Origin of the sequence: Pseudoalteromonas sp. OF7H-1, assembly GCF_022347825.1 — a bacterium.
Classification (GTDB): domain Bacteria; phylum Pseudomonadota; class Gammaproteobacteria; order Enterobacterales; family Alteromonadaceae; genus Pseudoalteromonas; species Pseudoalteromonas maricaloris.
The window spans coordinates 60,936-73,660 of sequence record NZ_JAKRFX010000011.1 but is presented as its reverse complement, the minus strand read 5'-3'; the positions used below and the strand labels follow the sequence as shown (position 1 = coordinate 73,660).

The 12,725-nt window shown below is 44.3% G+C and carries 9 protein-coding genes; 4 read left to right on the top strand and 5 right to left on the bottom strand.

Going from position 1 to position 12,725, the window contains the following annotated elements:
- Positions 1 to 153: 153 nt before the first annotated feature.
- Both MHN30_RS14660 and thpR read left to right on the top strand, forming a co-directional pair.
- Positions 154 to 876 carry a helix-turn-helix domain-containing protein gene (locus MHN30_RS14660; protein WP_239360133.1) on the top strand — a complete coding sequence of 241 codons (723 nt, stop codon included), beginning with the start codon at positions 154 to 156 and terminating at the stop codon, positions 874 to 876.
- Positions 877 to 905: 29 nt separating this feature from the next.
- A complete protein-coding gene (thpR, locus tag MHN30_RS14655; protein WP_239360132.1) occupies positions 906 to 1,424 on the top strand; it encodes an RNA 2',3'-cyclic phosphodiesterase in 519 nt (172 codons plus the stop codon).
- 3 nt (positions 1,425 to 1,427) lie between these two features.
- Here the strand turns inward: thpR and MHN30_RS14650 are convergent, their stop codons facing one another.
- The 4 genes from MHN30_RS14650 to MHN30_RS14635 all read right to left on the bottom strand — a co-directional run bounded on the left by MHN30_RS14650 (position 1,428) and on the right by MHN30_RS14635 (position 5,198).
- Positions 1,428 to 2,081, bottom strand: a complete 654-nt coding sequence (locus MHN30_RS14650) for a hypothetical protein (RefSeq protein WP_188249499.1) — start codon at positions 2,079 to 2,081, stop codon at positions 1,428 to 1,430.
- Positions 2,045 to 2,794, bottom strand: a complete 750-nt coding sequence (locus MHN30_RS14645; protein ID WP_130165210.1) for a hypothetical protein — start codon at positions 2,792 to 2,794, stop codon at positions 2,045 to 2,047. The genes MHN30_RS14650 and MHN30_RS14645 overlap by 37 nt, the downstream gene beginning before the upstream one ends.
- 23 nt (positions 2,795 to 2,817) lie before the next feature.
- Positions 2,818 to 4,104, bottom strand: a complete 1,287-nt coding sequence (locus MHN30_RS14640; RefSeq protein WP_239360131.1) for a LysM peptidoglycan-binding domain-containing protein — start codon at positions 4,102 to 4,104, stop codon at positions 2,818 to 2,820.
- Positions 4,105 to 4,334: 230 nt separating this feature from the next.
- Positions 4,335 to 5,198, bottom strand: a complete 864-nt coding sequence (locus MHN30_RS14635; RefSeq protein WP_045989705.1) for a LytTR family DNA-binding domain-containing protein — start codon at positions 5,196 to 5,198, stop codon at positions 4,335 to 4,337.
- A 166-nt stretch (positions 5,199 to 5,364) separates the two neighbouring features.
- Here MHN30_RS14635 and MHN30_RS14630 point away from each other — a divergent pair, with 166 nt between their 5' ends.
- Entirely contained in the window at positions 5,365 to 6,567 is a 1,203-nt protein-coding gene (locus tag MHN30_RS14630) for an acyltransferase (RefSeq protein ID WP_130165207.1), read from the top strand.
- A 137-nt stretch (positions 6,568 to 6,704) separates the two neighbouring features.
- Positions 6,705 to 10,130, top strand: a complete 3,426-nt coding sequence (locus MHN30_RS14625) for a GMC family oxidoreductase N-terminal domain-containing protein (RefSeq protein WP_239360130.1) — start codon at positions 6,705 to 6,707, stop codon at positions 10,128 to 10,130.
- A 503-nt stretch (positions 10,131 to 10,633) separates the two neighbouring features.
- Here MHN30_RS14625 and MHN30_RS14620 read toward each other — a convergent pair.
- The gene (locus MHN30_RS14620; RefSeq protein WP_239360129.1) at positions 10,634 to 12,601 is read right to left on the bottom strand and encodes a TonB-dependent receptor; all 1,968 of its coding nucleotides are present in this window, start codon (positions 12,599 to 12,601) and stop codon (positions 10,634 to 10,636) included.
- Between the last annotated feature and the right edge of the window lie 124 nt (positions 12,602 to 12,725).

Here is a 12,725-nt window from a genome sequence, read left to right as displayed (position 1 = left end):
TATTGTGCTTTTTAATCAAAACTTCAATTCAAACCGTGAATATTTCGTAATGCTATGATATTCATGCTTATTCCTAGATATTCAGCTTGGTATTTATCAAGGAATTGCCAAGAATGTTCCGGGTCGCAACAACAATAAACGAGGATGACCGTGATGACATTAGGACACTTTATTAAACAGATCCGTACACAGAAAGGCTTAAGCCAACCCCAGTTAGCTGAGCAAATGTGTGTTGAGCAAAGCTATTTATCTAAACTAGAAAACGACAAATCCGTGCCTTCTAACGAGGTATTTAGAAAGTTACTAACGGCGCTCAATTTATCCTTAGATGAGTGTATGCAAACCCTTTCAACACAAGGGAAGCGTGAAGAATTAAGCCAAATTCCAGATATAGAGTATTGGTATAAGCAACATCAACAATCAAAACAAAAGCAATATAAGCAACTTGCGATATTAGCTATTTTGCTAGTGTCTCTCGGTGTCGGGTTATTTTGGAGTGGTTATAAACAGATATTTTTTAGTGAAAAGCTGTTTGAATATGAATCTCAAGGTGTATTGCAAGCCGGTGAGCCCGTTGAGTTATATAGAAAATGGCACGCATACCTTGTTCCTCATAGTAAGAATAGTGACCGTGAATTTTTTGAACAAGTTGAGCTTGCCATGGCGAAACGTTTAGATAAAAAAACGGAATTTTTCTCAGATTATAGGGGAAGCGCTTATACCGAAACGGTAACCGATGGTAGAAGGCATTATCGTTTTCAAGGCCCTAAATTTAGTGAGCGTGTAGAAAACGCCTGGCTGCAATTTGTTGGCTTATTATGCTTCTCTGCTGGGGTTATGCTAACTTTAGTAGGCAAACGGTTAGTTAAGCCTTAGTTTATTAAACCTTAAGGTAAAGGTGTAAGATGCAAAAACGATTATTTTTTGGTATTGGCATGGACGACGACGTTCGAGCGCATATCGGTCAGTGGCTGGTGGATAGTGTTAGTGCCAGTAAAGCCAATACACAACCAAGTAATTGGCATCTTACACTGGCGTTTCTTGCTATGGTAGAAGAGTCACAAGTAGCCGAGCTTTGTGATTTTGCGAGTGCTCTATCGGTGCCTAAATTTACACTCACCTTTGGTGACTATGGCTACTGGCAGCACAATGGCATTTTTTACTTAAAGCCCGAACAAAAACCACAAGCTTTGCTTGATTTAGCCAATCCACTGCGTGCTTTTGGGGAAAAATGCGACCTCTATCACAACCCGCATCCGTTCTCACCACATATCACACTATTTAGAAATTGTAAGCCAGAGCCGAGTGTTACGAAGCCCATTACGCCTTTCTCACTCACGGTAAAGAAATTTCATCTATATCACTCTCACCGCAATGAGCGTGGCTTGATCTACGACCCTATCGAGTCCTTTTTTCTGAGCTGAACTTTAGGACAGCCAGCGCTTTAGCTTTTTAACCAAAGTTTCGAACCAAGTCAGTTGATAGCGTTTGTATTTCTCGCACTTGAGGAATAGCTTTTTGGTGGCTTCGTTTCGTGCTGGGCTAATATGTAAGCGGCTACACTCTTTACTTGCGCTGTGCCAATCTTGTGCGCTGACGGCTTTAATCAAATTAGGAAAAGCCAAAAATAACTTACTGGTACCAAGGTTGTAAGCCATATCCAACAGCGCAATCTTAGCGGGCGTCGGTAATAGCTGATAAGGAATGCTGCCAGTTTCTTGCTTGGCAAGAAAATGAATGAGGTACTGTTCAAATTCTTTGATTTGCTCTATGAGACATTTTTTAGACGCTTTTGGTGGCAAGGTAAGCTCGGTATATTGTGCATACCAAGAAGCCTTGTAGCCGCTGGGTTTGCCCTTAATATTACGGTATTCATCGCGCTTTTGTTGCAAGGTGGCAGACCGTTTAGAGCGCCTATCCCGCATTGGTAACTGGCAAAATTGCTCAACACTTTGCATATGAAAACCAACACCAATCGTCGGATTGGCATTCACATCTAGGTACAAATGCAGTACCTCGCCCTCAAATTGCAATAGATGCTGTATTACTCGTTGATAGAATTTGTCGGTGTCGTTGAACAACTAGGTACCTCAGTGATCACTGCTTTTTCGTTCGTGGTATAGCACTGTTTTAGTATAGAACAGTAGCAGGCCTCTGCCTTAAAAACCGATTTATGGGCGTCGATTTTATCCCATAATCCACGATTAAAATTGCTTTTTGGCATGGTAAAAATGTTGAAAGTGTCGCCATCTGCCAGCAAAATCTTTTGTGGCGCACTGGAAACATACCAGCCAAACTTTTTTAGATAATTGATATTCGATTCTTCTTCCTGCGCATCGTCTAGGGCTGCTTGATAGGCATTGAGGTTGCAACATGCATCCATAAGTTCGGTAACATCAAAGTAATTTTCGCCATCAAACTCGTACTTAATGTAGTGGATTATGGCAGGTCCGGTCCCCGAATTGCGAATATCGACTCGAATGGTTGCTTGAGTGGAGTCTAAATCAAAGTTGCTATAGCTAAATTGAAGCCATGGCCAAGTTTCAGTTTTTAGCTGCTTTTCGGCTGCGGAAACTTGCTCCTGAGCAGCCTTTGCTTGCAGATAAGTGGCGTAAAACGACGCTGCGGAAATAAACATCGCACACAAAGCCAAAATGGTATTCATTTTGGAGCGAGAAAGTTTAAAGGAGCCCCTTGAGTGTCTTGAGTTGTGTGGCTGTGGCCGAGCAGGCTTTGCTGCCTGCGTTTCGGCTACATTTTCAGAGGGTAAGTTATTATTGTTATGTTCTGACATATTTATCCAACTGACACTACGGCCTAAGGCGACAGAAATACGAGTAACGTATCGCCAATTTTCAGTCTATCTGTCGATAGCTGGTTCCATTGCTTTAGCTTAGCGACACTGACATTAAATTGCTTAGCTATGCGCCATAAACTATCGCCGTGTTTTATCTTATAGTCCAGTTGTTTGTCAGCCAAAATGGGCAAAATTAGCTTTTTTCCTGCACGAATTCGGTCACTCTTTAATTGATTAAAGGTTTTTAACTCGGCGACGGATAGCGAATAGCGTTTTGCAATGGTGCTGAGAGAGTCTCCACGTCGGATAGTATAATGTTGCCATGTATCTGCAGGCATTTTTGGTAAGTGTGTGAGCATGGTTTGCCACTCTGACACGCGCGCTGTGGGAATGACAATATGCTCAGGGCCGCCGAGTAATGCAGGAAAACGTGCATAGCCAGGATTTAATACCTCGACTTCTTTCCAGCCTTTGAGATCAGATAAAATGGCTTGTTGTTCGAGTTTAATAACGCTGATCAGCGAGCGATTAGGAATTTTAGGAAACTTCATCAAGTCATGCTTTAACAACTGTGATGCCGCAAGTAGCTTTGGTACGTAGTGGCTGGTTTGACGTGGTAGCTTCAAATGGAAAAAGTCAGTTGGTTTACCTGCTTTTTTATTTCGTTCAATGGCCGCAAGCACTCTACCTTCACCTGTGTTATAGGCGGCAATGGCATGATACCAATCACCATCAAAACGTTTGTGGAGGTATTGCAAAAAGTCCAATGCGACGCGGGTCGAGTCTACGATATCTTGGCGACCGTCATACCAAGCGTTGATCTTGGCACCATAATGTTTTGCAATCAGCGGCGTGAGTTGCCACAAACCTGAAGCATGCTTGTGAGAATAGGCTTGGGTATTAAAGTCGCTTTCAATTAGCGGCATCAATGCCAGTTCTATTGGCATATCGCGCTTTTCGACTTCTTCTACTAAGTAATAAAGTAGCGGCGCTGCACGTTCACTGATGGTATCCATATAATTGGGATGCTTGAGGTACCAATCAATCCGTTGTTTTACACGCTTATCGTTGGAATCGGCAAAGCTGAGCTGATCTTTAATACGGAGCCATAAATCATCAGTTGCGAGCGGATCATATGGCGTTTTAACCGCCGTTTTAGCTTCGTCTTTGACTTTATTTTTCGGTGTGTTTACACCAGCTTGTACGGAGTTATCTGGCGTTGGTTCATTCTGTTGAGGTTGCTGTATTTGGCTACAGCCATTTAGCAGCAGGATTGCTGCAAATAATGGAGTGATGAGGTTTTTCATAGAGCCTTTTTTATTATCCTTTTATTATGCAGTCCAATGAGGCATCTGAACTGCATAAGATTGTATATAAATTCGGTGCAAATGCAAAAATAGGCACCTTACCTGTTGCGGCAGTGTAGTGTAGGGTGATGAAATGGATACAAAATGAACTTTAGCGTTACAGCATTTAGCATTGATTAATGGAATTAACGCAATAACACTCGGTTACTTGGTAATTGCGTATTGCTCACTTACTCAAGACGTAGTTGGTGCTTAAATTGTGTTTTATAGGTTCGCGAGAGTGTTAATACTTTCCCACTTTGCAATGCGATTTCACTGTCACCACTGGCGAGCGGCGTAATACTCACCACTTTAGACACATTAATAGCAAAAGAGCGATGAATACGCACGAAGCCAACGGGGTCTAAGCGCTGACATAACGTAGCAAGCGTTGAACGTAGCGGATAAATGCGGCCATTTACGTGTAGATTGACGTAATTTCCAGACGACTGTAACCACTCAACCTCTTCAACTTTAACGATAAATTCTTTACCAAGCTTACGTACCAATAAGTGATGAATAGGTTTGTGGAGTGTTTCATCTTCATCGCTTTCTTGTTTTATCGGAGATGCTTCACCAAGCATATGGGAGACACTAAATTGATAAGCTTTTATGAGTGCAATAAAGAACACTAAGCTCCATGCATCTTTTTGATATTCATAGATAAGTTCAAACCAAGAAAAGTGAAAGTTGTAATCTAGTTGCAAACTAAAATAAATCGTTTCACGTAATAACACCATGATGCCAACATGGCCAAAACAAAATAACAGTGAGGCAATAAAAAAGCTAAAAGCGACGTTAACAGGTTTATGCCACTGCCAAGGAAATGCGTTTAAATACCAAGATATGGCAGGAATTAAGGCTAAACTGGCAGCTGCACTGGTATATTCCCACACGAAAGGTTCCCACAGCGCAAAATCGAGCTGCGCATCTCGGTTGGCATCCATGATCAGAGTAATGGTATTCAAGGTGTTGTTAATCGTCAGAAAGAGGGCGAGTAATGCCATTGCCATCAAAGGGTGGTATTGCTGAATAAAGGTACGTGAAAACATCATGGTTTGAGTTTTTCTTTTACTCTAGCAACTGGATGCAAAGCGGTCACTTATTTTATCCCTCTATTCCACGGTTTATCCCTAGCTATTGTTATTTAAGCAAATTTCGTTTGGTTGTACGCTGTATTGGCGCACTGTAGGGGTAAGTTTATTTTCAAAAAGAAATACCATGGATCATTTAAATCGGCGAGTAGAGCTAGACTGGCTGCGTGTTATTGCATTTACGATACTCATCTTTTATCACACCGCCATGTTATATGTACCTAACTGGGGTTTTCACTACAAAAGTGCTTATACTTCGGTTTGGCTAGAATATCTGATGTTACTGATCTCACCATGGCGCATGTTGCTTATCTGGTTTATCTCGGGAGTTGCGCTTAAATATATTTTTGATAAACAAGGTGCATGCACAGCCATGCTCTTTCGCACTCCTTTGCTGTTGCTCCCGCTATTATTTGGCATATGGCTTGTTGTGCCCGTACAACTGTACGCAGAAATGCAGCAAAATGCTGGATTAACGCTTGGGTATGTTGATTTTTACAAACAGTTTATTGATTTTAATAGCCCTTTATTTAGTCAGTATCAAAGCGGTATTTGGCCCCATGTCGATGTCAATCACTTGTGGTATTTGCGAGAATTATGGCGTTTTACTTTGCTCCTTGCTGTGTTGCATATCGTCTTTAATTCTAAGCCTCAAGTAATGCTTCGGCATTTTATCACTTTGCGCTGGCCAACTTATCTACTAAGCGTGCTGGCTTTTGCAAGCTTACTTTGGGCTCAGCTAGCATTGGAAGGTGATAGCAAAAGAGAATTTCAGGGGTTTGTTTTTCTGCTCGCAGGTTATCTGCTTGCTAAGCATAATCGGTTTTGGGCTTGGCTTGCTCGGCAAGGTAAAGTGCTACTGTGGGTTTGTGCAGTCAACGCTGTGATTATTTTGCTTTTATATCATTTTTACTGGTTGCAGCAAGATACGCGCACAACCTTCATTACTTGGAGTGGGAGTCTTGTGTTGGTGTTGCAGCGCGTGTGTGCGGTGTTGTTGATATTGGCATTAGCAGCGCGTTATCTTAACCGTCCTCATCCGCTGCTTACGAGGCTCAATAAAGTGGTGTTTCCCATCTATCTCTGGCATCAAAGCGTGATTATTGCCTTGGCGCTTTGGCTGAGCCGTTATCAACTCGGTGGTGTGCTTGAGGGCCTGTTGGTGATCACAGGAACGTTGCTATTTTCTGGATTGTTGTTTTGGCTGGTGCCAAAGCTGGGTTCTCTTGGGTTGGTGGTGGGGTATCGCGCATCCTTGCTGACAAACAATAAAATGCTTTGGGGGGTAGGGTGTTTGTTATTGTTGCCGCTGATCCTCCGGATTATTTAACCTGTGTACTGCGCCATTGTGCAATAAATACTCTACTCTTATTGCTAGGGTCAGTATGCCTCCGATGGAGGATACTTCACGGATAGCATCGCCACGAGCAAGGTGGTGAGCGAAAATAAGAAGAGGGAATCAAGCAAATGAAACCAATTTCTTCACCTCTGGCGGCAATTCAGCCACATTACGATGTACTTGTTATTGGTAGTGGTTATGGCGGTTCTATCGCTGCGTCACGCATGGCGAGAGCCGGAAAATCAGTCTGCCTACTTGAGCGAGGGCGCGAGTTTTTAACGGGAGAATTTCCGGATACCGAATTGGAGGCCGCTGGTGAGTTGCAGTTTAATAGCCAAACAGGACACAAGGGCTCTCATTTGGGATTATTTGATATTCATATGCACCGTGAACAGAATGTCGTCGTCGGTTGTGGTTTAGGCGGCACCTCTCTTATCAATGCCAATGTTGCTTTGCCCCCAGTAGATGCAGTACTGAAAGACCCAGTATGGCCACACGCGATTAGAGATGATGAGGATGGTTTGTTGGAAGAGGGATTCACGCGGGCTCGAGAGATGCTGAAACCTGCCTTATACCCTGAATATTACCCAACTTTGAATAAACTGAAGGCTCATCAGCAGTCGGCAAATGCATTAGAAGCTCCCTTTAATAAAGTACCAATCAATGTATGTTTTGCGACGCCTGAAGGTGGCATTAACCATGTGGGTGTTGAGCAGCAAGCATGCAACAACTGCGGAGACTGTGTGTCTGGCTGTAATTTTAATGCTAAAAACACTACTCGAATGAACTACTTACCGGATGCTTGGAATCATGGCGCAGAAATTTATTGCCAGGCCAGTGTGCGCTACTTGGAGAAAACCGGCTCCGGTTGGCGGGTGTTTTACCAAGACATGGGAACCGGCGCAGAGTGCTTTTCTGCTGAACCGTTATTTGTTGAGGCGGATCTTGTGATTTTGGCTGCAGGCACGCTGGGCAGTAATGAAATTTTATTGCGTAGCCAAAGTCGCGGTTTGGCTATCTCTTCGCAACTTGGTCAGCATTTTACTGGTAATGGCGATATGTTGGGTTTTGGCTATAACTGCGACAGCGAAATTGATGGTGTTGGGGTTGGTAATCTAGAGCCTGAAGACAAAGCGCCTACAGGGCCTTGTATCACTAGTGCAATCGATCTTCGTGAAGCGAGCGAACGCGCGCAACAAATGATTATTGAAGAGGGAAGTTTACCCGGCGCCATGGCGGGAGTGTTACCAACTGCGCTTGCAAGTGCTGCGGGTGTAGTTGGGCTCGACACGGATCATGGTTTTTATGACGCTTTGGAGGAGCAAGCGAGAGTATGGCAAAGCCAATGGCGAGGCGCTTATCATGGTGCGGTAAAACATACTCAGACCTACTTAGTAATGAGCCATGACGATAGCCAAGGTGTCATAACTTTAGAGCAAGACAAGTTGAACATCCGTTGGCCAGAGTTAGGATCTCAGCCTAATTTTCATCATGCGAGTGAAAAGCTGCTTCAAGCGACAGCGGCGCTCGGTGGCACCTATGTTAAAAACCCAATTTGGTCACCGTGGTTGAATAATCGCTTGGTTACAGTTCATCCTTTAGGTGGCTGTCGGCTTGCTGAGACGGGTTCCGAAGGGGTGGTGAATCATAAAGGGCAAGTGTTTACAGGAGAGAGTGATGCCTGCTACGACTCGCTCTATGTGTCAGATGGTGCCATCATTCCAACGTCGCTTGCGGTCAATCCGCTGCTTACGATAAGTGCATTGACGGAGCGCTGCTGTGCACTTATCGCCAAGGACCGTGATTGGCAAATTGACTATCAATTGCCATCAAGCCGCTCCCGTAGCGCTGAGCCGACTACAACAGGGTTGGCGTTTACAGAGCGCATGCAGGGCTATTTTAGCCGCGTGGTAGAGCCAAGCACTACCTCTTTACAAACCTACTTGGCTGCCTATCAGCAGGGTCAAGAAACAAACCAAACGCTGTCGTTTGTATTGACGGTCACCTCGACGGATCTAGAGGTGATGTTGACCGACCCACAACATAAAGCGCATATTTCGGGTCGCGTTGAGTGCAATCTGCTTTCTGATAAACCACTGACCGTTCGCAATGGTGAGTTTCGTTTGTTTGAGCGTCAGGCCTTTCCTCCAAATACTCGGAAGATGATCTATAAAATGAATTTAACGGCGGAGGATGGCAAGCAGTACTTCTTTAATGCCTTTAAGTTAATCAAAGACGACCCTCACTCTCTCGATCTTTGGGATGATACTACAACCTTATTTGTTGATATTCATGAAGGAGAAGATACTCAAGGGGCCGTATGTGGTCACGGTATTATGAAGATAGCGCCGATTGATTTTGTGACGCAGCTTGCCACTATTCGTGTAAGTCATGCCGAGAGTAAAGCGGCTCGCTTAAAAGCCATCGCGCGCTTTGGGCAATTTTTTGCGGGCACTCTATATCAAAGTTACGGCAGTATTTTTTACCAAGAAAAAACGCACAGTGGTGAATTGGTGCGCAAAAAGCGGCCGCTAAGGGCTCCAACACCTGAAGTATACTTGTTTGATACAGCTGATCATGTGCAGCTATCGCTGACTCGTTATCGTGGCGGTGACAAGGGCCCAGTTATGTTAGTGCATGGTCTGGGAGTTGCTTCGAGTATCTTTTCCACCGACATGATTGATACCAACTTAGTCGAGTACCTAGTCGCTAACCAATATGACGTGTGGCTATTGGATTATCGAGTCAGTATTTTGTTGCCTGCTGCCGTAAAGCAATCAAATGGCGATCAGGTAGCGAAATACGATTACCCAGCCGCGGTGAACAAGATCCGAACCATCACGGGAGCAGATAGTATTCAGGCGGTGGTGCATTGTTATGGTGCTACGACCTTCTTTATGTCTATGCTTCGCGGCCTTTCAGGGGTTCGCAGTGTTGTTGCATCACAAATTGCGGCGGACGTCGTGGTACCGATGGCAACAAAAATGAAAACAGGTTTACACCTCCCCTCATTTTTAGAAAGGCTGGGCGTAGACTCGCTAACGGCGCGAGTACCACAGCAGAGCAATGGGCTTGCCTCTTTGTATGATAAGGCGTTAGGCTTGTACGCGCTCGCTGAAGCACAGGGGCGATGCAACAATGACAGCTGCCATCGCGTGACTTTTATGTACGCCTCCTTATACCGTCATGATCAGTTAACCGATTTGCTGCATGAGCATATTGATGAACTATTTGCCGAAGCCAATATTCAAACCCTAGAGCACCTTGCTGCAATTTGTCGCGCAGGAAAACTGGTTGATGCAGATGGCAAGGACGTTTACATGCCACACATCAACCGATTAAACGTGCCGACGCTATTTATTAGCGGGGCAGATAACGAATGCTATTTACCTGAGAGCACGAAAAAAACCTATGAACGTCTTTGTCATGCCTTTGGTGATGCTCAGTTTACGCGTAAGGTGATCCCCAATTACGCGCACATAGATTGTATCTTTGGGCGTCAGGCTGATGTAGATGTTTTTCCACATATTCTCAATCATTTAGAGCGATATTAGGGCCTGTTGACCTTTGCTGTTTGACTTTTGTTCTCCTGAGTGTGTTTTAGTCGCGACGCTCGACTTGCCGCCTAGTAATCTAGGCAAAAGTTGAGCAACAATGAACAAAGCGCACTCAGGTGAACCCAAAGGGCTGCGCTTGATTGGCATTTCTACTGTGTTATCGCCTGACTCACATAGAATAACTATGCTACGCCGGCTCTGCCTTGTATAAATAACCTGAGCTGCGGATAATTAATGCCTTTCTAGCAGCCAGTTTTAGCGCTAACTGCGTTGAATTCACTTCCAATAGCCAGCTATTGGTGCGTAAATTCGCCTTGTTTTCCCTAAAACTCTCTGGCTAGACAAGGAGAAAACTAAGTTGTGCTTTAGCAACAATGAGTTGGAACATTCCTTATCCAAACCTCAGGTTAAATACCAATCAAACTGCTGCAAAAACAAACTTGAAAGATAAACAGGCCCTAGTCAGGACACTAAAGTCGGTAGGCGCGATTAGTATCGGCCTACCAACTACCACTGAGCGTGAACGCAAACTCAGGTGGTACACGCTCACGAATCGTTTCCACGGCGCTTACGCTATCTGTCCGTGAGGTGTTGTAGTACAAGCGTCGATATTCGTATCTAGACGTGAGTGGCGAAGCTTCTAGATTGAGCTTAACGCGTTGGCTTACTTGAAGCTGCGCTTGCAAAGTCAATTGCAATGAGCTTGCTTCAATAAATTGCTCATCGGGGTAATATTCGCGATAACTATCCCCACTGGAAATCTCTGCGCTCCAAGAAAAGCGATTAAAGCTTTGTCGAAATTGCACGCTAGCCCTATGTGGAACAGTCCCGTTAATCGCACGTTTTCCTGTGAGCGCGTCACGGTATGATGCGTCTCGATAACTATAATCAAGATTGAGCTGACTGTTGTTGACCCAGCTTGATAAGTCTAGATTAACTGCACCATCTAGCCCCCAAAGCGCGGCATCCCCAGCATTTGCAACTATGCTTTCACCTCGATTATCTTGCTGATATTCATGCACATCTTTTTGCCACTGATAAAAAGGTTTAACGTTAAAACGCCATCTTTCACCTTCTTCAATATCAATTTGCAGCGCAAGTTCAGTGTACTGCATTGGCTTTATTTCAAGGTTGCCAAACTGTAAGCGGCCAAATCCTGCGTTGAGCTCTGGTAAAAAAAGTGAAAAATCGAGCTGTTCCACTTCATGTTTTAAGGTGGTCGTAAGCTGAATGTGTTTTGTTGCGTCATAATTTAATCGCACCAACGGCTTGACGATGAAATGTTGAATATCTTCACTTTTACTACTGTTGGTCGAAAGCGTAGCCTGCTCGGCTGCCAGTTTGCTGTATAACCGCCATTTCGGTGAAAGCGACCAAGTAAAAGCAGCAAAGGGCTCAATACTTAGCTCTTTTATCGTGCTGTGTAACTGCTCATCGGGCAATAGTGTGTTGGCATTTACGCGATTGATACTGGCCTCAAGACCGAACTCCGAGACAGCGTCGTTTACCATCAGGCGAATTACTCGCTCGTCAGTACGCTTATACTGTGTAAAGCCCGGTGTTGAAAGTTGCGCAGAGAGACCATCAAACATGTGCAACTCATTCTTTTGTTTTGAGTAGTAGCCTGTAAGTTGTGTGCTCCAGCGCTGACCTTGCCACTGCCTATCGATAGACATTTCGCTAGTGTTTGTTTTATCGCGCTCTTGCGAAAACGCAGATTCAACATCGCTGGATGAAGTTGGTGTGCGGTACAGCCATTCGTATTGCGATTGCAAGTTGTCTTTTACAGCCTGAACATTGAGCGTTAGGGCACCATCCTGAATGGTTTTGTGGCTGGTAAGTGAGAGCGTTATTCGCTCACTTTGCTCTTTAAATGTTTCTTCGCTCTTTTCTTCGAGAGTATTACTAGATGCGAACAGCTGACCTTGGCTGGTGCTTTTATACGGCTCATCTTGAACTTGAATATGACCGCTGTGTGTCCATTGCCCTTTAGGTAATACAAATCCCGCCATTGCTGTTATGCCAGTGGAGGCACTGGCATTTATTGCACTACCTAGCTGCCAATTATAGGCATTGGTTTTTTCATCACGAATGATGTTAACAACTTGATTATATTGCTTAAGTGAAGGGAATGGGTGGTGACTTAGGTACACTTCTAGCGCAACGATTTGGTCAACGGGAAGTTGTTTTAAATACTCCGAGACCGATCCAGACTTTACGCGGATCTCCATGCCATTTAATAAAATATTGGCAGAACTGCCTCCGAGGCCGCGCTCACCACTTTGTTCAATGAGCGTGAATGACGGTAAGCGCTCGATGGCTGCAAGTGCATCTTGTGCTGCAAACTGTTGCAGTGAACTTCCAGCATAAACACTCGGTTTAGCGTTATCCATATTGGCGTAAACGCTGCTACTTATGACGCTCATTAAAGCGTAATATGCCGCTGTGAAGGGATGAAATCGTGTCATTGTTCCTCTTTAAATAAAAAGCTCTCCATTGCGCTATTAAAAATAAAAAAGCAGATAAAACAAATTATTAGGTACGTAAGGTGGTTCTATGGGACGGATCGACGGGAAACCGTAATCGGGTTCA